We start from the raw sequence: 19,576 nt of genomic DNA, 5'->3' as shown, positions 1-19,576 counted from the left end.
CTTATCCAAACGGGTTGTAGCCGAGCCAAATGTGAACAGCCGAAACGATTGAAAAGACGACGACCGTCACAATAAGCGCTGTTGCCTCTTTCTTGATTGGCACCGCATGGTACGGAGCGCGAGGCCCTTCGGCACGGTTGATCACAGCCATCTCCGCCAAGGCCCAAACCGCCAAGCCACCAAACAAAAGGAAGGATGGGCTATCTCCGTTCACCAAGATATGCGCCACACTCCATATAACAACTGCCGTCAGTTGTGGGTGGCGGATAAAGTTCGTCACCCGCGTCTTCGCGCCACTCGCTGCAAACAAGTAAAAAGAAAATAATATCAAAAGGTTATTTATTCCCGTCAGGGCGGTCGACCGCCCCCAATAAAACGTCCCCTCAGCACCGCGGTAGCCAATGACCATCAAAACAATCGCCGCGACTGAGGCAAGAGCGACAATCGCCTTCCCCCGCTCCCCAAATCCGGCGCGGTGGTCAGGCGCGTAACGCTTCCAAAAGTGAGCCAAACTCCAAAGGATCAAACCTGCTGCTATTAAGATCATGACGCCTCCAACATCGCGATAGCTTCTGCTTTCGCCAACGTCGCGCGGGCTGTCTCCAAATGCAAGTTTTCTACGATCTTTCCGTCTACAACTGCGACACCCTGACCAGCAGCAACAGCGCCTTTGAAGGCATCAATCTGCCGCTGCGCCAAATCCACATCTGCCGTTGTTGGACCAAAGACGTTATTGGCAATCTCAACCTGTGCTGGATGGATTAGCGATTTTCCATCAAAGCCAAAATGGCGCCCCTCTTCACATTCCGCCCGCAGCCCGTCTTCGTCTTTGAAGGCGTTATAGACGCCATCAATCGCCACGACCCCGTGCATCCGCGCGGCCAAGAGGCTCATCTGAAGCGCAGTTGTCATTGCAGCACGACCGCGTGAGTTCAGCTCCTTGGCCAAGTCGTTCGTCCCTATCACGAACCCTTCCAACGCCGGATAGCCTGCAATTTCCAATGCATTTAGAACACCTTGCGGCGTCTCGATCATGGCCCAAATCTTCCGATCTGGCAGCAAAGCCGCCAAGGCGTCCACATCTGCAGCGCTACCCACTTTTGGCAACAGCACCGCATCAAAATCGGCCGCTTCCAAAGCCGCCGCGTCATCAGCACCCCACTCCGTGTCGAGCGCGTTGATCCGCACGACACGATACCGCACCCCAAATCCGCCTGCCGCCAACTCGGCCACAATCGTCTCCCGCGCCGCAGCCTTTTCATCCGGTGCAACCGCATCTTCTAGATCGAACAGGATCACATCCACAGGCAACCCCCGCGCCTTTTCAATCGCGCGTGCGCGCGAGCCAGGAATGTAGAGAGCGGACCGTGTCGGACGATTCTGCATGGCGACCTCGAAATAATGTTGCGCATGAATGAACCATTTCGAACAGATCATTCAAGCCAAAATTGCTGCATCGCGGCAAATTCCCCTGCGTGACGGTCCATTAACCAATAAGTGCCGCGCAACAGGGACAAATTTCACCAAGCACAAGAAACAATTTTTTCGTCTTCTTTCCAACCCACCCATTTGAGGCACGATAACATGCAGCAGAAACTCTTCCTGACCTCCCTCGCATTAGGCGCCATGCTGGAGACCGCAGAAATGGCGCCCGCCCAGTCTGGCAACTGCGGCCCGCGCGACGCCGTGGCGCAAAGACTGGCCGAAATCTGTTATTAAAGCAGGCATATTGCAGCGCTAAATGGCGACAACAGCCTCCATGAGCTTTTCGCGTCAGAGACCACCGGCACTTGGACCATTACGATCACGCAAAGTTCCAGCCTGACTTGCATTGTCGCTGCAAGTGAGCACTATCAAAACCTCGCAAAAGACCTCCCGAACATGGATCCAGGCGCCTAACGCAACTCGGTCCAGTCGAAGTTTTCGCCTCTCGCCGCAGCGCAGCGCACTTGCACGGTCAGCCACAAACGACTAGTCACACCCCCGAAATCTACGTCGTATAGGATGACTCGCATGGCTAGACCCAAGATTGCCCTCATCGGTGCCGGACAAATCGGCGGCACCCTCGCACACCTCGCAGCAATCAAAGAACTGGGCGACGTCGTCCTCTTCGACATCGCCGAAGAAGGCGACATCGCACGGGGCAAAGGCCTCGACATCGCAGAGGCTGGCCCTGTCGCTGGCATCGATGTCGCTCTCAAAGGCACAAACGACTACACCGACATCTCAGGCGCGGACGTCTGCATCGTCACCGCCGGTGTTGCGCGCAAGCCAGGCATGAGCCGTGATGACCTTTTGGGCATCAACCTCAAGGTTATGAAATCTGTGGGCGAAGGCATTGCCGCCCACGCGCCGAACGCATTCGTCATCTGCATCACCAACCCGCTCGACGCGATGGTGTGGGCACTGCGCGAATTCTCCGGTCTGCCGCACAACATGGTCTGCGGCATGGCGGGAGTTTTGGACAGCGCACGCTTCCGTCACTTCCTTGCTGAAGAGTTTGACGTCTCCATGCGCGATGTCACAGCCTTCGTTCTGGGCGGCCACGGCGACACGATGGTCCCACTGGCCCGTTATTCTACCGTCGCAGGCATCCCGCTCCCCGATCTGGTAGAGATGGGCTGGACCACGCAAGAAAAGCTCGACGCAATCATCCAACGCACCCGCGACGGCGGCGCTGAGATCGTTGGCCTACTAAAAACGGGCTCCGCCTTCTACGCGCCTGCCACCTCCGGCATCGAAATGGCCGAAGCCTACCTCAAAGACCAAAAGCGCCTGCTGCCTTGCGCGGCACATGTTGACGGTCAGTATGGCCAAGACGGCATCTATGTCGGCGTCCCGACCATCATTGGTGCCGGCGGGATCGAGCGTGTGGTCGAGATCAAGATGAATAAAGACGAACAAGCAATGTTCGACAAATCCGTCGACGCCGTGAAGGGCTTGGTCGACGCCTGTAAGTGCATCGATAGCTCTCTGGGCTAACATCCCAAAACAAATATCCTCAAAAGCGCCCGCATCGACGGGCGCTTTTTTGTTGCCGCGACTCAAAGAATTACAGGCTTTTCATAGCATTCGCGCGAGGCTTTCATAACATTCCACATATTTGTGATCACACTTTTCTGACGTGTGATCACAAATGTCGCTTTTTCACCTATCCGCCCCCTGTTCTAGTTTTTCTGGCTTCCTATTTGTGGTTCAGTGTCCAAAATCGAACCAGCCGAGGGATCGCTATGAACATCCATGAATATCAAGCCAAAGCGCTTCTGCGCGATTTCGGGGCACCCGTCAGCGACGGCCGCGCGGTCCTCAAAGCCGAAGACGCGAAAACGGCAGCGGGTGAGCTTGATGGCCCCCTCTGGGTCGTAAAGGCGCAGATCCACGCAGGTGGGCGCGGCAAAGGCAAGTTCAAAGAAGCCGACGCCGGCGAAGCGGGCGGTGTCCGCCTGACCAAATCGGTGCAGGAAGCCGCCGAAGAAGCCAAAAAGATGCTAGGCCGCACCCTCATGACCCATCAAACCGGTCCTGCAGGCAAGCAGGTCAATCGCATCTACATCGAAGACGGTTCTGACATCGAAACAGAAATGTACCTCGCCCTCCTCGTCGACCGTGCCACGTCCCGCGTGGGGTTCGTCTGCTCCACCGAAGGCGGTATGGACATTGAGGAGGTCGCAGCCTCCACCCCTGAAAAAATCCTAAACTTCACCGTTGATCCAGCCACAGGCTATCAACCATACCATGGCCGCCGCGTGGCCTTCGCGCTTGGCCTCAAGGGCCAGCAGGTCAAGCAATGCGTCAACCTGATGGGCATCCTTTACAAAGCCTTCATCGAGAAAGACATGGAGATGTTGGAGATCAACCCCCTCATCGTCACTGACAAAGGCGACCTGAAAGTGCTCGACACTAAAGTGTCTTTCGATGGCAATGCGGTCTACCGCCACGCCGACGTTGCCGCCCTGCGCGATGAGACTGAAGAAGACGAGAAAGAGCTCGCCGCCTCCAAGTTTGACCTCAACTACATCGCCCTCGACGGCGAAATCGGCTGCATGGTCAACGGCGCTGGTCTTGCGATGGCCACAATGGACATCATCAAACTCTACGGCGCAGAGCCTGCGAACTTCCTCGACGTGGGCGGCGGCGCGACAAAAGAAAAGGTCACCGAGGCGTTCAAAATTATCACCTCCGACCCCAACGTCAAAGGCATCCTCGTCAATATTTTCGGTGGCATCATGCGCTGCGACGTGATCGCCGAAGGCGTCGTTGAAGCCGTGAAAGAAGTGGGCCTCAAGGTTCCGCTGGTTGTCCGTCTCGAAGGCACAAACGTCCAAGAAGGCAAGGACATCATCAACAATTCCGATGTTGATGTGATCGCTGCGGACGATTTGAAAGACGGCGCACAAAAAATCGTGCACGCGGTCAAAGGCTAGAATGGCAGGCGAGACGTCATGACATTGCCCGATTTCCACCCCAAAACCACCCGCTCGCCGCGTCAGGAAGGAGCCGTCGAATCTCTGGCGACTTCTTTGAAGCGTCGATTGGGCGTGGGACCACGGTGTGGAAAGGTCAATGGTTATGACAATTTCGAAGATGATGCTGCCAATGGTAGCCTTGATCGGTTTGAGCGCTTGTATGAGCGGGACAGAGGGCGTGACGCGGGCCAAAACCGGCGTAACATCCTGCCCGGAGTTTGGTGCCTACGCGCAATACATGACGGGTGGCGACTTGCGCTGCGGACCAAAAGCCGTATTGCCTTACACACTCCAGTAAGCAAACCCCACATTCAAAGCACTTCACAGCTGTCCTCTCGCGGGGGCTGCGGTCGTGCTGTTGGCGTATTGGTCATTGCGGCCACCACCGCAACCGCCGACCCTCAAGGCAGCCCGATGAACACTTCGCCCAGCGCGGCCCAGATCGGACATGTGTTCATGGCGACCTGTTCCCCTAAACTCACCCCGCTAATGGAGAAAGAGTTTCTTCTCTTTGACACGGCCTTCGGCTGGGATGCGGCGGAAGCAGGCACCGATTTTGCCTTCAGCCCTACGGACAGCGACATCCTCGCCACCTTTGATGGCAATTGGGAAGGCGGCACCTGCACGCTCACGATCTCCCCCGCCATTGGCGGCGACGGGGCGGACCTTTATGATGGTCTCATCACCCACGTCGAAGCCGAATTCGATCCGCTGCCAGAGGCGGACTACACCGATGGCGGCGTAATCTGGGATTGGGTCCAAGACGGCACCGTCACCATCACCTTAACCATCGAATTCACCGAAAACGACGAAGGCCACACCCTTCGTACCCAAGCCAAACAATTCTAAGGGAAACGCACATGGCCATCCTTGTCGACGAAAACACCAAAGTCATCTGTCAGGGCCTCACCGGGTCCCAAGGCACGTTCCACACCGAACAGGCCCAAGCCTATGGGACCAAGATGGTTGGCGGCGTGACACCGGGCAAAGGCGGTCAAACCCACCTCGGCCTGCCTGTGTTCGATAGCGTCCACGAAGCAAAGCTCGCGACAGGAGCCAACGCCTCCGTCATCTATGTCCCGCCGCCCTTCGCAGCGGACTCCATCCTCGAGGCGATCGACACAAAGATGGAACTCATCATCTGCATCACTGAAGGCATCCCCGTGCTCGACATGATGAAGGTCAAGCGCGCTTTGGAAGGCTCCGGCTCTCGCCTCATCGGTCCGAACTGCCCCGGCATCATCACACCAAACGCCTGCAAAATCGGCATCATGCCCGGCCACATCCACAAACGCGGCTCCGTTGGCGTTGTGTCCCGCTCCGGCACGCTGACCTATGAGGCCGTCAAGCAAACCTCTGACAGCGGCCTGGGCCAGTCTACAGCTGTGGGCATTGGCGGCGATCCAATTAAAGGGACGGAGCATATCGACGTCCTCGACATGTTCCTTGATGATGATGAGACAGAATCCATCATCATGATTGGCGAAATCGGCGGCACCGCGGAAGAAGAAGCTGCCGAATTCCTGACCGAACAGCGCAAGAAAGGCCGTTGGAAGCCTACCGCTGGCTTCATCGCAGGCCGCACCGCACCTCCAGGCCGCCGCATGGGCCACGCGGGCGCGATCGTCGCCGGTGGCAAAGGCGACGCGGAAAGCAAGATTGAAGCGATGAAGTCCGCGGGCATCGTCGTGGCCGATAGCCCAGCTACACTGGGTGAGGCCGTGCTGGAAGCGATTGCTAAATAAATGTTGGACCGGTTGCTCAACTCACTGAGGGCCGCGACCAGCCGTCGGCGTGGCACTACAAGCGCTGCGCCGTTTGAGCAGCTGAGAAGCTGAGAAGCTGAGATTGATGGGCCCCCGAGAAGCAATCATGCATGGCATCAAAAAGCCTTTGATATTCAAAGGTCGCGCAATCCGTTCAGAGTTTTGGTGGTTTGCTCCAATTGGCATTTTGCCAACGATTATCGCGTGCTGGAACATCGGTTGGGGCAAGTTCGAGTTTTATGGCGGATGGCGGATGCTCCTTCTCATCTTCGTCTCAATTCCATTTCTCGCTGCAGGGTCGCGGCGATTGCAGGATATGGGCGAAGAAGGACATCAGATTCTTTATCCATTTTTGCCAGTCATAATGCTGTGGATCGCCTTCCAAGCTCTATCTTGGTTCAGCCTGATAACCCTACTCCTTGGGATTGCGTTCATAATGGGCATCCTTGCTTTGCTGGTACTTGTCCCCGCCTATCTTTTCGCTTTGCTCACAAGGCTTATGTCTATTTGTCCGATTATTGGCATGTTGATCGTCCCTTCTGAACCCGGCACCAACCGTTTTGGCCCCAACCCCAATGAGGTCCCCTCATGAACGACCAATCCCCGAACGACGTCTTTCATTCCTCGTCCTTTCTGCAAGGGCACAATGCGGAATACGTGGAACAGCTCTATGCCCGCTACGCCGACAACCCCGGAGCAGTTGATGAAAGCTGGCAGGCGTTCTTCCGGTCGCTGGGGGATGCCAAGGCAGAGGCCGCAGGCCCAAGTTGGGCGCGCGCCGATTGGCCGCCGCAGCCCGCCGATGATCTGACCGCCGCCCTCGACGGCCAATGGCCTGCAGAACCCAAAGCGGCTGGCCAAAAGATCAAAGACAAAGCCGCAGAAAAAGGCGTCACGCTGGATGAAAGCCAAGTCCGCGATGCTGTTCTCGACTCCGTCCGCGCGCTGATGATCATCCGCGCCTACCGGATCAGGGGGCACTTGATTGCTGACCTCGATCCGCTCGGCATGCGCGCCAACGAACCGCATCCTGAGCTCGATCCAGCATCCTATGGCTTCACCCCCGCCGACATGGACCGCCCAATCTTCATCGACAACGTTCTTGGCCTCGAAATCGCGACGATGAACGAAATCCTTGCCATCGTGCAGCGGACCTATTGCGGCACCTTCGCGTTGCAGTACATGCACATCTCCGACCCAGAAGAGGCGAGCTGGCTGAAAGAACGGATTGAAGGTTACGGCAAAGAGATTGCCTTCACCAAGGAAGGCCGCAAAGCGATCCTGAACTCCATGGTAAAGGCAGAGGGGTTCGAGAAATTCCTGCACGTCAAATACATGGGCACGAAACGCTTCGGCCTTGATGGCGGCGAAAGCCTGATCCCCGCGATGGAACAGATCATCAAGCGCGGCGGACAGTTGGGGCTTGAGGATATTGTAATCGGCATGCCGCACCGCGGGCGTCTCTCCGTCCTCGCCAACGTGATGGAAAAGCCTTACCGCGCGATCCTCAACGAATTTGAAGGCGGCAGCTTCAAGCCCGAAGATGTCGACGGCTCTGGCGACGTGAAATACCACCTCGGCGCCTCCTCCGACCGCTCTTTCGACGGCAACAACGTGCACCTGTCACTGACCGCGAACCCAAGCCACCTAGAGGCGGTGAACCCCGTTGTGCTGGGCAAGGTCCGCGCCAAGCAGGACCAAAAGAACGACGAAGACCGCACAAAAGTCATGGGCATCCTCCTTCACGGTGATGCGGCCTTCGCAGGCCAAGGCGTCGTGGCCGAAGGCTTCGGCCTCTCCGGCCTCAAAGGTCACAAAACAGGCGGCACGATGCATATCGTGGTCAACAACCAAATCGGCTTTACCACCGCGCCGCACTTCAGCCGCTCCAGCCCCTACCCAACCGACATCGCCCTGATGGTGGAAGCCCCGATTTTCCACGTGAACGGCGACGATCCAGAGGCGGTCGTCCACGCCGCCCGCGTCGCGACCGAGTTCCGCCAAAAGTTCCACAAAGACGTCGTGCTCGACATCATCTGCTACCGCCGCTTCGGTCACAACGAAGGCGATGAGCCGATGTTCACCAACCCGGTGATGTACAAAAAGATCAAGACGCACAAAACCTCCCTCACCCTCTACACCGAACGGCTCGTCGAAGACGGGCTGATCCCAGAGGGCGAGATTGAGGACATGAAAGCCGCGTTCCAAGCGCACCTGAATGAAGAGTTTGAGGCCGGCAAAAACTTCAAACCCAATAAGGCCGACTGGCTCGACGGCCGCTGGTCCCACCTTGACAAACGGGGTGAGGAATACCAGCGCGGCGAAACCGCGATCAGCAAAGCCGCGTTCAAGGACATCGGCAAAGCACTGACAACCGTGCCAGAGGGGTTCCCCCTCCACAAAACTGTGGGCCGCTTGATCAAATCCAAGCAAGAGATATTCAAATCGGGCGAAGGCATCGACTGGGCCACGGGCGAAGCGCTGGCATTCGGTTCTCTCGCGCTCGAAGGCTACCCTGTCCGCCTCTCCGGTCAGGATTGCACACGCGGAACCTTCTCCCAACGCCACTCCGCCTTCATCAACCAAGAAACGGAAGAACGGTATTACCCGCTCAACCACATCCGTGAAGGCCAAGCGCAGTACGACGTCATCGATTCCATGCTGTCCGAATACGCGGTTTTGGGCTTTGAATACGGCTACTCCCTGGCCGAACCCAACGCGCTCGTGCTCTGGGAAGCGCAGTTCGGCGACTTCGCCAACGGTGCGCAGATCATGTTTGACCAGTTCATCAGTTCTGGGGAGTCGAAATGGCTGCGCATGTCCGGCCTCGTCTGCCTGCTACCACACGGCTACGAGGGCCAAGGGCCCGAACACTCCTCCGCCCGCCTCGAACGCTTCTTGCAGATGTGTGGTCAGGACAACTGGATCGTGGCCAATTGCACGACACCTGCGAACTACTTCCACCTGCTGCGCCGTCAAATCCACCGCGACTACCGCAAGCCGCTGATCATCGTGACGCCAAAGTCCCTGCTCCGGCACAAACTGGCCGTCTCCAAAACGGAAGAATTCACCAAAGGGTCCAGCTTCCATCGCGTCCTTTGGGATGATGCGGAATATGGCAACTCCGACACCAAACTTGTGGCGGATAGCAAGATCAAACGCCTCGTGATTTGCTCCGGCAAGGTATACTATGATTTGCTGGAAGAACGCGACGCCCGTGGCATCGATGACATCTACATCATGCGCTACGAACAGTTCTATCCGTTCCCTGCGCAATCCTCCGTCAAGGAGCTTGAGCGCTTCAAGAACGCCGAAATGGTCTGGTGTCAGGAAGAACCGCGCAACCAAGGCGCATGGTCCTTTATGGAACCAAACCTCGAATGGGTGCTGACGCGGATCAAAGCCAAACACACCCGCCCCGTTTACGTGGGACGCCCCCCCTCGGCCTCCCCTGCGACTGGCCTCGCCAGCCAGCACAAAGCCCAACAAGCAGCCCTCGTTGACGAAGCGCTGACCATCAAAGGATCAAAGAAATGAGCACCGAAGTTCGCGTCCCCACCCTTGGTGAATCCGTGACAGAGGCGACCGTCGCCACATGGTTCAAAAAGCCTGGCGATGCCGTCGCTGTTGATGAGATGCTCTGCGAGCTTGAGACCGACAAAGTGACGGTCGAAGTGCCAAGCCCCGTGGCCGGCACCCTCTCTGAAATCGTCGCTGTCGAAGGCGACACTGTTGGCGTGGATGCGCTCTTGGCGCAAATTTCAGAAGGCGAAGCACCCGCCGCTCCAGCGCCGGAGGCGAACGCCGACGCGAGCGCAGAGGCGGCCCCCGCAGGGGGCTCTGATAAGCCCGTAACCCCCACCGCGAAAGACGTCAAAAACGCCCCTTCAGCCAACAAACTGATGGAAGAGAACAACCTGACGGACGTGCAGGGCACCGGCAAAGGCGGCCGCGTTATGAAAGAGGATGTCTTGAACGCCCTCAGCACGTCAGCCCAGGCGGCTGCGCCGACCGCGCCCGCCCAACGTGCCCCGGTGCCAGCCGATCAAGCCGCGCGCGAGGAACGAGTAAAGATGACCCGCCTGCGTCAGACCATCGCCAAGCGTCTGAAAGACAGCCAGAACACCGCCGCCATGCTGACCACCTATAACGAGGTCGACATGACAGAGGTGATGGCACTTCGGAACGAATACAAAGACCTCTTTCTAAAGAAGCACGGCGTGAAGCTCGGCTTCATGTCCTTCTTCACCAAGGCCTGCTGCCACGCACTGAAAGAAGTGCCAGAAGTGAACGCAGAGATTGACGGCACCGACATCGTCTACAAATCCTACGTCAACATAGGCATCGCAGCCGGTACACCAACCGGCCTTGTGGTGCCCGTGATCAACGACGCCGACGCCATGTCCTTCGCTGCGATCGAGAAAGCGATTGCCGAAAAAGGCGCGAAAGCTCGCGACGGCAAGCTGTCGATGGCAGAGATGCAGGGCGGCACCTTCACCATCTCCAACGGCGGTGTCTACGGCTCCCTGATGTCCTCCCCGATCCTGAACCCGCCTCAGTCCGGCATCCTCGGCATGCACAAAATCCAAGAGCGTCCAATGGCTGTCAACGGAGAGGTCGTGATCCGTCCGATGATGTATCTGGCCCTGAGCTACGACCATCGGATCGTCGACGGCAAAGGTGCTGTGACCTTCCTTGTGCGCGTGAAAGAAGCGCTTGAGGATCCACGCCGGTTGTTGATGGATCTTTGATCAAATGTTCCGCGCCGCACATAAGGGCATCGCGCGGACCTCAGGGGTGGACGTGAAGCGCCTTCCCCTCAGGGGTAGGTCCGGGCGCTGCCCGGCGATGCCGGGCGCAACGACAACATGAATGTACTTTCAAAAAGCGAGTTGGTTATCGCAAAAATCTTGGAACGCTTAATTGAAAACGGTCTCCGAGAGTCGGAATTGAATTTTAAGGATCTTGGGCTTCCCGAAGAATTCGGAAACTTCTTTTTCCAGTGTGTCGATTGGTTAAGAGCCGAAGGGTTTATTCGCTACACAAATCTACAGCGTTTTGTCGACTCAACGGCATCAGGATATGTGTTAAATCCAGTCTTAACTTCACTTGGCATGCACATGTTGGGCAACACAGTTGAAATAGGGCAAAAGTCAGTTTCCGTGGCCAAAGCCGTCAGTAAAGTAATTTCCGGTAAGGTCGACTACAACCGGGTTGGGAACGCAATTGGCGGTATCCTTGGTGGATTCACAAAGTCTATCGGCAGTTAAGAAATGACCAATGAACTCACCATCCTCGCCCTCGCGGTCCTGCTTCAGGCGCTTCATTTCACACTGATGTCCATCGCCGCGAACCCTGACCTCGGCCCGAGCAAAACCATGTCGGCCCGTGACGAATCCCACTTGGGCGGCCCGCTCGCCAGCCAACTCGCCGACAAGCCCGCGCGCCCCTACCGCGCGATGAACAACCATTTCGAAGCGCTGATCCTCTTCACCGCCGCCGTGGTCGTAGTGGTGCTGGGTGACAAGGCGACCCGCTTTTCAGAAATCTGCGCGTGGACCTACCTTGGTGCCCGCGCCCTCTATGTCCCTGCCAACTTTTTCGGATGGGCGCCGTGGCGCTCTCTCATCTGGTTTGTGGGCTTTCTCGCAACCCTTGCAATGGTGCTGTCAGTATGGATCTGATGCACATCTGTACATACGCTCTGTGTACGCCCAGTGTACGCGTAAAATAAGGAAAAAGGAGTCTCCCATGGCCAGCTATGACGTGATCGTAATCGGCGCCGGACCCGGCGGCTATGTCAGCGCCATCCGCTGCGCCCAACTGGGCCTAAAAACCGCAATTGTTGAAGGACGGGAGACATTGGGCGGCACCTGCCTCAACGTTGGCTGCATCCCGTCCAAGGCGCTGCTCCACGCCACGGAAATGCTCCACGAAGCCGAAGAGAACTTCGCTAAAATGGGCCTCAAAGGGAAGGCGCCTTCGGTCGATTGGAAGCAGATGCTGCAATACAAGACCGATACCATCGGCCAGAACACCGGCGGCGTGGAGTTTTTGATGAAAAAGAACAAGGTCGACTGGTTGAAAGGCTGGGGATCCATCCCTGAGGCCGGAAAAGTGAAAGTCGGTAACGAGGTGCATGAGGCCAAAAACATCATTATCGCCTCTGGCTCCACCCCCACCGATCTGCCGGGTGTGGAGGTTGACGAAAAAACCGTCGTGACCTCCACAGGCGCATTGAAATTACCAAAGATTCCAAAGACTTTTGTCGTCATCGGCGGCGGTGTAATCGGGCTTGAACTGGGCTCCGTCTACGCGCGGCTCGGGGCCAAGGTGACAGTCATCGAATTCCTACACCAAATCACCCCCGGCCAAGACGGTGAGGTCGCCAAAACCTTCCAACGCATGCTGAAAAAACAAGGCATGAAATTCATCATGGGCGCCGCCGTGCAGTCCGCCAAGAAGAAAGGCCAAAAGGCCGAGGTCACTTATAAACTGCGCAAGGACGACAGCGAACATATCATGACCGCGGATGCCGTCCTCCTCGCCACCGGTCGCCGCCCGTACACGGATGGTATGGGGCTGGCCGAGCTGGGCTTAGAAATGACCGACCGCGGCCAGATCAAAACTGACGCGCGCTACCAAACCAACGTGCCCGGCATCTACGCCATCGGCGACGCCATCATCGGCCCGATGCTCGCCCATAAAGCCGAGGATGAAGGCATAGCCTGCGCCGAAGGGATCGCGGGCCAACACCCCCACGTTAACTACAACGTGATCCCCGGCGTCATATACACAAATCCAGAGGTGAGCAGCGTCGGCGAAACCGAAGAAACCCTGAAGGATCAAGGGCGTGCGTATAAAGTCGGTAAGTTCTCCTTCATGGGAAACGGCCGAGCAAAGGCCAACTTTGCAGGCGACGGCTTCGTGAAAATCCTCGCCGACAAAGCCACCGATCGCATCCTCGGCGCGCACATCATCGGCCCAATGGCCGGCGATCTCATTCATGAAATTTGCGTCGCAATGGAATTTGGCGCAGCGGCTGAAGACCTAGCCCGCACCTGCCACGCACACCCTACTTACTCTGAGGCTGTGCGCGAAGCCGCCCTCGCCTGTGGCGACGGCGCAATCCACATGTAACTTTCTCTTGCCCCAAATGTCCCCGGGGGGAGGCCGCAAGGCCAGGGGTGGAACCCCCAAAAGGGGTGGGCGGGCGGGGCCCGCTACCCCTTTAACATCCGCAAGCCCTTGGTCGCATCCGCGCGGATCGCTAGCCGCAATCCCGGCTCATCACCGGCTTTCAATGCGCCCAAGATCATCCGATGGCTTGCAGGAGGTTCGGTCCGATTGAGCCGCCCGTAAAGCGCCCTCATCGTTGGGCCAAGCTGCAGCCAAACCGTTTCAGTCAACGCTAGGATAGCTGGCGCCTGCGCCCGCAGATAAAGCGTCCGGTGGAACTCCAAATTCATCCGAATATACCCCGCCGCATCATGCCGTGCGATCATTTGGGACACGCGCCCGTTGATCTGCTCCAACCGCTCGATCAGCGCCAAATGCGCCCGCGGCAAGGCACGGCTGCCCAGCTCCGGTTCCAACAAGGCCCGCAGCGCGGCGAGCTCTTCAATCCGGTCATTCGACAGCTCCGGCGTCGACACGCGGCCAGAGGATGACAGGGACAAGGCCCCTTCCGCCACCAACCGCCGCACAGCCTCCCGCGCGGGCGTCATCGACACCTCAAACTCCGCCCCAATCCCGCGCAGTGTCAACGCTGCACCAGGTTGAATTTCTCCATGCATAATCCGGCTGCGCAACGCGCGGTAGACCCGCTCATGTGCGGCACTCGTGGAATCTTGCGGCTTGGGTGCGATCATGCCCTTTTGTGATCACAAAGGCGCACAGGGTCAATTCCCAAAATCATAGCGGTGCAATTGATTGCCATTCTCCCGCAACCATCGCCGATGCACCTGATAATCCGGCATCAACTCCGCGACATGGCCCCAGAACGCTGCAGAATGGTTCATCTCAACCAAATGACACACTTCATGTGCGGCGACATAATTCAGCACATCGTCCGGCGCCATGATCAGCCGCCATGAATACATCAGCACGCCCTCTGACGAACAAGACCCCCACCGCGACCGCGTATCGCGGAGACTGATCCGCGTGTAGGAGCGTTCCAATACGCCCGCATAGTGATCCGACATTGCCACCAAGGCATCCCGCGCCTTCAGCTTGAAAAGCGCCTTGATCCGTGGCGCAACAGTAGCGGGGTCTTGCGGCACCACAATAACGCCATCACGCAGTGCCGCGCGCTTCACATCCCCGCCCAAAATCGGCACGTCGATGCCCCCCAAGAGCACGGTGCCGCCAATGCGCAGCGGCGTCGGCGGTGCAATGTCGTTCAGGTGCTTGCGCAGCCAACTTTCCTTCTCTGCCAGAAAGCCAGAGACCTCCCGGTCAGAACTAAACGACGGCACGGTGAGCGAGACCTTCCCGTCCAAACGGGACACGCGCAAGCTCAACCGCCGCGCATGGCGCGACTGCTTCACCTGAACAGGAATTGGGGGGTTGCCAACCGTGATCTCGCGACCCATGTCCACCCTTCGAAGTTGAAACGTGTCAAAGCCTTTGACACCACGCGATGCTTATGGCAGTTGGCGACGATCCACTGCAAGCGCATCCAAGATTAAAAGGGAATCGATTATGCCGAAGGAAGAATGGGGAACCAAACGTGTCTGCCCAGAAACCGGCAAACGCTTTTACGATCTGAACGCAGATCCAATTATCAGCCCTTACACCGGCAACGAAGTGACCGTTGATACGTCCAAGACCCGCACAATGGTCGCAGACGCTGAAGACGCACAGTCCAAAAAGGCGAAAGAGGCGGCGGAGGATGAAGATCTGGTGCTCGATGATGACGTCGATAATGAAGACGTTGACGCCGATCTGGGTGATGATGTGCTCGACGATGACGACGACACAGTCTCCCTTGATGAGCTTGCCGACGTCGCCACAAACGACGAAGACTAAGACATGAGGCGGGCGTGATCTTTTCACTTGATCTCGCCCCCACCGCTGCCTAGAACGCAGCCAGATAGGGGCCTTAGCTCAGTTGGGAGAGCGCTTGCATGGCATGCAAGAGGTCAGGGGTTCGACTCCCCTAGGCTCCACCAAGTTACACAGTTAACACACCGATAAATATTCGTTTTCAAGAATAGTTGAAAGCGCATACCAACGATATTGCCCACAACCAATCTCAGCCGCTTGCTCGCCTTGCTTAGTTTGCATCGTAAAAACCAGCACTTAGTTTAGTGTCACAGTTTGTTTCAGCTTTTCTCCCGAATCAAAAAAGCGACGAAAAGGCGCACTCTACCAAAATGCCAATCAGATCGAATGACGTTCACGGCCCATAGCGGACTTTGAGCATGACCTCCAAATGCTGAGGTTGCAATCCGCATTCCTGCCATTCGTTGCACGCGCAAAATCAACATTTGATTGAACTCAAGTTCTGCCGGACAATGTGCGAATTCGCCAAGCCAACGCTAACATCTGCTTTCCCAGGAAGAACCTAGACTTATGGGATGGGTGCCTACTTTGCGACGGCCTCGTCATAGGTCTCGCGCGCATCATCGATCCTGGATAGGTTTTCCAGCGCCCAATACCCTAAGGCACTGACAGGTTTGCGAAACGACTGTCCCATCTCAGTCAGGTTGTATTCGACCTTCGGCGGGATTGTTGGATGGTAAGTCCGGTTCACAAGGCCGTCGCGCTCGAGCTCTTTCAGCGTCAAACTGAGCATGCGTTGCGAGATGCCAAGGTTGCGCTTGAGTTCATTGAACCGCAGCGTTCCATATTCGGCCAAAGAGATCACGACCAGCACGCTCCACCGATCGCCGACCCGCGACAGAACTTCGTTAATGCGCTTACAATCGGGGCAGCGTTCGTCGTCCAGCATGGCGGTTCCCCTTGTGTAACCGAGGTTCAGAAATGTGCCTTCTTGCGGCACAATCTGGTTCCCCATAGATAGTCGGTAACAAATATATACCTACCACCCTAGGCACTTACAATAGGACCTGACCCCATGACAGCCAAACCACTCCATGATCTTCTGAACTGGCGCTATGCAACCAAAAAGATGGACGCCGCCAAGGCTGTCCCACAGGAGAAAGTTGATGCAATCATTGAGGCCGTCCGCATGGCGCCGACGTCCAGTGGCACGCAGCCGTTTGAGTTGTTGGTCGTAAGGAACGCTGAGATCCGTCGCAAAATTGCCGAGGCCGCAGGCGGACAGGCTCAGATCACAGATGGGTCTCATGTCTTGGTTTTCGCCGCGTGGGACAACTACACCGCCGAGCGTATCGACGAAGTCGTGGGCCTGAACGTTGAGGCGCGTGGCGATCTGCCGATGCTGCACGCCTATTATGACAACCTGAAGTCCAACTACTTGTCTCGCGATGCGGAGATAAACTATGCCCACGCGGCGCGCCAAGCTTATATAGCGCTTGGTATCGCGCTGGTCGCCGCAGCAGAACAAGAGGTCGACAGCACACCAATGGAGGGGTTTGACCCTGATGCGGTGGATGCCATCCTTGGCTTGAGAGAACGTGGTTTGCGGTCCATCGTCTTGATGCCTTTGGGCTACCGCGATCCAACCGGCGATTGGTTGCTTCCAATGGATAAGGTTCGCAAATCGCACGACACCATCGTGACGGAGGTAAACTGATATGGGCTTCCTTCGTAAAATCTTCGGTGCACAACCGCAACTGACAGCCGACGGTGCATTTAGCCCGTCGCCCCTTGCGATCAAACTGGGTACATCATCCACCACTGACTACGATGGTGGTGCCTACACGGAATGCTATGAGGGCACCCGCAACCGCGTCCTCATGGTTTGCACCGAAGAGCGCAACTTGACGATGGCCAACGGCAAGAAGTTCTCGACAGGGAACCACCCCGTCGAGATGGGCCTGCCGATGTTGCATCTGATGAACGCAGGGTTCGAGATTGACGTTATCACACCGACTGGCGCGCCTGTTGCAATCGAAGAATGGGCGATGCCCGCGGAAGACGGAGATATCCAAAAGCTGTACCGTGACTTTGCCGACGCATTTCAGAACCCTGGTAGCCTTGCCGATTTTGCAGCAAATTCGATGACAGATGACGCCCCATATGCCGCAGTGTTCATCCCCGGCGGCCACGGCGCGATGCTTGGGTTACCCAATAATGCTGATCTGGGCAAAGTACTGCACTGGGCGCACAACGCAGGCCTTCATACCCTCGCTTTGTGTCACGGTCCCGCTGCGTTGTTGGCTGCGAATAACGACGCTGGCTTCTTGTATGACGGCTATAAGATCACCGTTTTCCCAGATGCGGTGGACAAGCAAACGCCGATAATCGGATATTTACCCGGACCAATGCCGTGGTGGGTATGCGAAAAGCTGAACGCATTGGGCGTGCAAACAATCAACAAAAAAGCCGACAGTTCGACTCACGTTGACCGCCGCCTCGTCACAGGTGCAAGCCCGCAGGCTGCCAATAGCTTCGGTCGGCTTGCCGCAACGACTTTGTTGAAGCGTACAGAAGCAAATTCTTAGGTCGACCCCGCACAAATAGAAGAGAGGTGCAATAGCCTTTGCACCTCGAAGCCGATTTGAATTGAAGAAGCCATCCTAAGTGAGACGGCTTTTTAGGAGGTCACCAGACTTTAACAGAATGGGGTGAGCGACCATCGAAAATGCTGTGTTGATTTGCTTTAATGCGCGAAGCGTTTCCTGATGGATGTTGCTCGTTTCTATGCTCTCGGACAGCCCATCCCGAAGGCGACCAATATGGCTGCGCTGAAGTTTTTGCTCGACTTTGCGCACTTTTTCCTTGGCCGCCACAAGTTCGCGGGCTTCGGCTGGGTTTTGGTTCATCATCACATTCAGGGCGAGCTGCACATTGCCTTGAACGCGGTCCGTGAAATCACGGATTTCCTCGCGACCCTGGGACGAGAATTGTAAGTTTTGCAGATCAAGTCGCTTGGCGAGTTCCAGCATAATCCGCGTGATGGCATCAGATGCGGAATCCAGACTGGATGAAATCGAGGCAAGTTCCATAGACCGACGGCTCAGGTCTTCGTCCATGCCCTTTTGCCCAAGGCGCGCGAGATAGAGTTTGATCTCCAGATGGGTCTGTTTGACGGCCTTGTCCTGATCGGCGATCAAGCTGGCGGTGGCGGTGTTCCAGTGGTCGTAAATGGGTTCAACCGTGATCAGCATTTGTTCAATCTTTTGGCCCATCGCCAAAAGCTCGCGCGCCGCACAGTCAATGGCACGCCCGGGGCGGTCCAGCAGAGCGGGATCAAGGGCGCTGGCGACCTTCAGCCCTCCAGATTGATCGGGTCTTTCGGGCATGAGATATGGCGCCACGGCCATAATCGGCCCCATAAATGGGAGTGTCACAAGCGCTAGGCCGACGTTAAACGCAAGGTGCAGATTGATGGCTTGCCGGTCTGGCGTCGCACCAAGCCCGGTTAACAAATCTGGCATCGCGACAATCCCGAGGAGGACCAGTGCAGCACCACCGCCTCGGAGGATCAGATTGGCCATGACCATCCGTCGTGACGCGATTGGTGCGGAATAGGTCAGTACATATGCAATAACGCCCCCACCCAGATTGGCCCCAAGGATCATGGCGGCGGCAGCAGGGGTTGGAAGGATGGATTGACCAGTCAATGTGACGAACAGCAATACCGCAGCAACGCTTGAATGGACGCCCCACGCGAACACAGCGCCAATGACGAAAGCGGTCAGCAGATCGCTACCCAGATAGGCCATGATGGCCTGCGTGCCGGGATGGGATATCATCGGCTCGGTGGCACCCCGGATCATCTCCAGAGACACAAAAATCAGGGCAAGCCCAATCATGATCCGGCCAATCTGCCGCGTGCTGCTGCCGTCGCCGCGCAGAAACACAGTGACCCCGATCACCAGAAGCAAAGGGATCAGCAGAGGCTGACGCACCATCAGAAGCTGCGTCACCACTGCGGATCCGACATCAGCCCCCAATAGGATCGCCAGCCCTGTCGCCGCTCCCAGCGCACTCTTAGAGACAAAGTTGGACACCAGCACGGCAACCGCAGTTGCGCTTTGCAGCAACACTGCAGCACCCATGCCTGTACCCGCCGCTAGCAATCGGTTCTTGGTAGAATGACGCAACCAGCTACGCATCGGCGCGGCAAACCCACGCTCAACGCCGGTGCGCACAAGACGCACGGCCCAAATCAACAGGGCCGCAGCGCCAGCGATCTGTATGACGATTTGAAGGGCGTGCGGTTCACTCACCGGTCATACTCTCCTGCCT

Annotated in this window: 21 protein-coding genes and 1 tRNA gene; 16 read left to right on the top strand and 6 right to left on the bottom strand. The window is 57.0% G+C overall.

Annotated elements, in window-relative coordinates:
- Window position 1 precedes the first annotated feature (1 nt).
- Window positions 2-547: an NnrU family protein gene (locus ACTF5F_RS08750; RefSeq protein WP_438956492.1), complete on the bottom strand. Its 546-nt coding sequence runs from the start codon at window positions 545-547 to the stop codon at window positions 2-4.
- The gene (locus tag ACTF5F_RS08745) at window positions 544-1,386 is read right to left on the bottom strand and encodes an HpcH/HpaI aldolase/citrate lyase family protein (protein WP_438956491.1); all 843 of its coding nucleotides are present in this window, start codon (window positions 1,384-1,386) and stop codon (window positions 544-546) included. Before ACTF5F_RS08745 ends, ACTF5F_RS08750 begins: the two co-directional genes overlap by 4 nt.
- A 198-nt stretch (window positions 1,387-1,584) precedes the next feature.
- On the opposite strand from ACTF5F_RS08745, the gene ACTF5F_RS08740 reads away from it, so the two are divergent.
- The 12 genes from ACTF5F_RS08740 to lpdA all read left to right on the top strand — a co-directional run bounded on the left by ACTF5F_RS08740 (window position 1,585) and on the right by lpdA (window position 13,372).
- A complete protein-coding gene (locus ACTF5F_RS08740; RefSeq protein ID WP_438956490.1) occupies window positions 1,585-1,719 on the top strand; it encodes a hypothetical protein in 135 nt (44 codons plus the stop codon).
- Window positions 1,720-2,013: 294 nt separating this feature from the next.
- The gene (gene mdh / locus ACTF5F_RS08735; RefSeq protein ID WP_438956489.1) at window positions 2,014-2,982 is read left to right on the top strand and encodes a malate dehydrogenase; all 969 of its coding nucleotides are present in this window, start codon (window positions 2,014-2,016) and stop codon (window positions 2,980-2,982) included.
- A gap of 248 nt (window positions 2,983-3,230) precedes the next feature.
- Window positions 3,231-4,424, top strand: coding sequence for an ADP-forming succinate--CoA ligase subunit beta (gene sucC, locus ACTF5F_RS08730; RefSeq protein ID WP_438956488.1), 1,194 nt, complete (start codon window positions 3,231-3,233; stop codon window positions 4,422-4,424).
- Between the two features lie 145 nt (window positions 4,425-4,569).
- Window positions 4,570-4,764 (top strand): hypothetical protein, encoded by a 195-nt coding sequence (locus ACTF5F_RS08725; RefSeq protein WP_438956487.1) that lies wholly within the window; start codon window positions 4,570-4,572, stop codon window positions 4,762-4,764.
- A gap of 116 nt (window positions 4,765-4,880) precedes the next feature.
- Entirely contained in the window at window positions 4,881-5,315 is a 435-nt protein-coding gene (locus ACTF5F_RS08720) for a hypothetical protein (RefSeq protein ID WP_438956486.1), read from the top strand.
- An 11-nt stretch (window positions 5,316-5,326) separates the two neighbouring features.
- Window positions 5,327-6,211 (top strand): succinate--CoA ligase subunit alpha, encoded by an 885-nt coding sequence (sucD, locus tag ACTF5F_RS08715; RefSeq protein ID WP_438956485.1) that lies wholly within the window; start codon window positions 5,327-5,329, stop codon window positions 6,209-6,211.
- Window positions 6,212-6,338: 127 nt separating this feature from the next.
- Window positions 6,339-6,824 carry a DUF805 domain-containing protein gene (locus ACTF5F_RS08710; RefSeq protein WP_438956484.1) on the top strand — a complete coding sequence of 162 codons (486 nt, stop codon included), beginning with the start codon at window positions 6,339-6,341 and terminating at the stop codon, window positions 6,822-6,824.
- Window positions 6,821-9,769 carry a 2-oxoglutarate dehydrogenase E1 component gene (locus tag ACTF5F_RS08705; RefSeq protein WP_438956483.1) on the top strand — a complete coding sequence of 983 codons (2,949 nt, stop codon included), beginning with the start codon at window positions 6,821-6,823 and terminating at the stop codon, window positions 9,767-9,769. Before ACTF5F_RS08710 ends, ACTF5F_RS08705 begins: the two co-directional genes overlap by 4 nt.
- On the top strand, window positions 9,766-10,983 hold the full coding sequence (gene odhB / locus ACTF5F_RS08700) for a 2-oxoglutarate dehydrogenase complex dihydrolipoyllysine-residue succinyltransferase (protein ID WP_438956482.1): 1,218 nt from the start codon (window positions 9,766-9,768) through the stop codon (window positions 10,981-10,983). Before ACTF5F_RS08705 ends, odhB begins: the two co-directional genes overlap by 4 nt.
- Window positions 10,984-11,100: 117 nt before the next feature.
- Window positions 11,101-11,502: a hypothetical protein gene (locus tag ACTF5F_RS08695; RefSeq protein ID WP_438956481.1), complete on the top strand. Its 402-nt coding sequence runs from the start codon at window positions 11,101-11,103 to the stop codon at window positions 11,500-11,502.
- A gap of 3 nt (window positions 11,503-11,505) precedes the next feature.
- Window positions 11,506-11,916 carry an MAPEG family protein gene (locus ACTF5F_RS08690; protein WP_438956480.1) on the top strand — a complete coding sequence of 137 codons (411 nt, stop codon included), beginning with the start codon at window positions 11,506-11,508 and terminating at the stop codon, window positions 11,914-11,916.
- A 67-nt stretch (window positions 11,917-11,983) separates the two neighbouring features.
- Window positions 11,984-13,372 (top strand): dihydrolipoyl dehydrogenase, encoded by a 1,389-nt coding sequence (gene lpdA, locus ACTF5F_RS08685; protein WP_438956479.1) that lies wholly within the window; start codon window positions 11,984-11,986, stop codon window positions 13,370-13,372.
- Window positions 13,373-13,455: 83 nt separating this feature from the next.
- Here lpdA and ACTF5F_RS08680 read toward each other — a convergent pair whose 3' ends face one another.
- Window positions 13,456-14,103 carry a GntR family transcriptional regulator gene (locus ACTF5F_RS08680; protein ID WP_438956478.1) on the bottom strand — a complete coding sequence of 216 codons (648 nt, stop codon included), beginning with the start codon at window positions 14,101-14,103 and terminating at the stop codon, window positions 13,456-13,458.
- Window positions 14,104-14,133: 30 nt separating this feature from the next.
- Window positions 14,134-14,826 (bottom strand): M48 family metallopeptidase, encoded by a 693-nt coding sequence (locus tag ACTF5F_RS08675; protein WP_438956477.1) that lies wholly within the window; start codon window positions 14,824-14,826, stop codon window positions 14,134-14,136.
- 109 nt (window positions 14,827-14,935) lie between these two features.
- Here ACTF5F_RS08675 and ACTF5F_RS08670 point away from each other — a divergent pair, with 109 nt between their 5' ends.
- Both ACTF5F_RS08670 and ACTF5F_RS08665 read left to right on the top strand, forming a co-directional pair.
- Window positions 14,936-15,262: a TIGR02300 family protein gene (locus tag ACTF5F_RS08670; protein ID WP_438956476.1), complete on the top strand. Its 327-nt coding sequence runs from the start codon at window positions 14,936-14,938 to the stop codon at window positions 15,260-15,262.
- 67 nt (window positions 15,263-15,329) lie between these two features.
- Window positions 15,330-15,405, top strand: a tRNA-Ala gene (locus ACTF5F_RS08665).
- Window positions 15,406-15,821: 416 nt separating this feature from the next.
- Here the strand turns inward: ACTF5F_RS08665 and ACTF5F_RS08660 are convergent.
- Window positions 15,822-16,187 (bottom strand): winged helix-turn-helix transcriptional regulator, encoded by a 366-nt coding sequence (locus ACTF5F_RS08660; protein WP_438956475.1) that lies wholly within the window; start codon window positions 16,185-16,187, stop codon window positions 15,822-15,824.
- A gap of 126 nt (window positions 16,188-16,313) precedes the next feature.
- On the opposite strand from ACTF5F_RS08660, the gene ACTF5F_RS08655 reads away from it, so the two are divergent.
- Both ACTF5F_RS08655 and ACTF5F_RS08650 read left to right on the top strand, forming a co-directional pair.
- Window positions 16,314-16,955: an NAD(P)H-dependent oxidoreductase gene (locus tag ACTF5F_RS08655; RefSeq protein WP_438956474.1), complete on the top strand. Its 642-nt coding sequence runs from the start codon at window positions 16,314-16,316 to the stop codon at window positions 16,953-16,955.
- Window position 16,956: 1 nt separating this feature from the next.
- The gene (locus tag ACTF5F_RS08650) at window positions 16,957-17,826 is read left to right on the top strand and encodes a DJ-1/PfpI family protein (protein WP_438956473.1); all 870 of its coding nucleotides are present in this window, start codon (window positions 16,957-16,959) and stop codon (window positions 17,824-17,826) included.
- 75 nt (window positions 17,827-17,901) lie between these two features.
- Here the strand turns inward: ACTF5F_RS08650 and ACTF5F_RS08645 are convergent, their stop codons facing one another.
- Window positions 17,902-19,557 (bottom strand): Na/Pi cotransporter family protein, encoded by a 1,656-nt coding sequence (locus tag ACTF5F_RS08645; RefSeq protein WP_438956472.1) that lies wholly within the window; start codon window positions 19,555-19,557, stop codon window positions 17,902-17,904.
- Between the last annotated feature and the right edge of the window lie 19 nt (window positions 19,558-19,576).

The sequence above is a fragment of the Cognatiyoonia sp. genome (assembly GCF_965661665.1).
Lineage (GTDB): Bacteria > Pseudomonadota > Alphaproteobacteria > Rhodobacterales > Rhodobacteraceae > Cognatiyoonia.
This window is presented reverse-complemented; position numbering and strand designations above follow the sequence as displayed.

Bases quoted from the DNA above. Each gene is read 5' to 3' on its own strand.
- ACTF5F_RS08750 (WP_438956492.1), bottom strand. From the start codon at position 547: ATGATCTTAATAGCAGCAGGTTTGATCCTTTGGAGTTTGGCTCACTTT.
- ACTF5F_RS08745 (WP_438956491.1), bottom strand. From the start codon at position 1,386: ATGCAGAATCGTCCGACACGGTCCGCTCTCTACATTCCTGGCTCGCGC.
- ACTF5F_RS08740 (WP_438956490.1), top strand. From the start codon at position 1,585: ATGCAGCAGAAACTCTTCCTGACCTCCCTCGCATTAGGCGCCATGCTG.
- mdh (WP_438956489.1), top strand. From the start codon at position 2,014: ATGGCTAGACCCAAGATTGCCCTCATCGGTGCCGGACAAATCGGCGGC.
- sucC (WP_438956488.1), top strand. From the start codon at position 3,231: ATGAACATCCATGAATATCAAGCCAAAGCGCTTCTGCGCGATTTCGGG.
- ACTF5F_RS08725 (WP_438956487.1), top strand. From the start codon at position 4,570: ATGACAATTTCGAAGATGATGCTGCCAATGGTAGCCTTGATCGGTTTG.
- ACTF5F_RS08720 (WP_438956486.1), top strand. From the start codon at position 4,881: ATGAACACTTCGCCCAGCGCGGCCCAGATCGGACATGTGTTCATGGCG.
- sucD (WP_438956485.1), top strand. From the start codon at position 5,327: ATGGCCATCCTTGTCGACGAAAACACCAAAGTCATCTGTCAGGGCCTC.
- ACTF5F_RS08710 (WP_438956484.1), top strand. From the start codon at position 6,339: ATGCATGGCATCAAAAAGCCTTTGATATTCAAAGGTCGCGCAATCCGT.
- ACTF5F_RS08705 (WP_438956483.1), top strand. From the start codon at position 6,821: ATGAACGACCAATCCCCGAACGACGTCTTTCATTCCTCGTCCTTTCTG.
- odhB (WP_438956482.1), top strand. From the start codon at position 9,766: ATGAGCACCGAAGTTCGCGTCCCCACCCTTGGTGAATCCGTGACAGAG.
- ACTF5F_RS08695 (WP_438956481.1), top strand. From the start codon at position 11,101: ATGAATGTACTTTCAAAAAGCGAGTTGGTTATCGCAAAAATCTTGGAA.
- ACTF5F_RS08690 (WP_438956480.1), top strand. From the start codon at position 11,506: ATGACCAATGAACTCACCATCCTCGCCCTCGCGGTCCTGCTTCAGGCG.
- lpdA (WP_438956479.1), top strand. From the start codon at position 11,984: ATGGCCAGCTATGACGTGATCGTAATCGGCGCCGGACCCGGCGGCTAT.
- ACTF5F_RS08680 (WP_438956478.1), bottom strand. From the start codon at position 14,103: ATGATCGCACCCAAGCCGCAAGATTCCACGAGTGCCGCACATGAGCGG.
- ACTF5F_RS08675 (WP_438956477.1), bottom strand. From the start codon at position 14,826: ATGGGTCGCGAGATCACGGTTGGCAACCCCCCAATTCCTGTTCAGGTG.
- ACTF5F_RS08670 (WP_438956476.1), top strand. From the start codon at position 14,936: ATGCCGAAGGAAGAATGGGGAACCAAACGTGTCTGCCCAGAAACCGGC.
- ACTF5F_RS08660 (WP_438956475.1), bottom strand. From the start codon at position 16,187: ATGCTGGACGACGAACGCTGCCCCGATTGTAAGCGCATTAACGAAGTT.
- ACTF5F_RS08655 (WP_438956474.1), top strand. From the start codon at position 16,314: ATGACAGCCAAACCACTCCATGATCTTCTGAACTGGCGCTATGCAACC.
- ACTF5F_RS08650 (WP_438956473.1), top strand. From the start codon at position 16,957: ATGGGCTTCCTTCGTAAAATCTTCGGTGCACAACCGCAACTGACAGCC.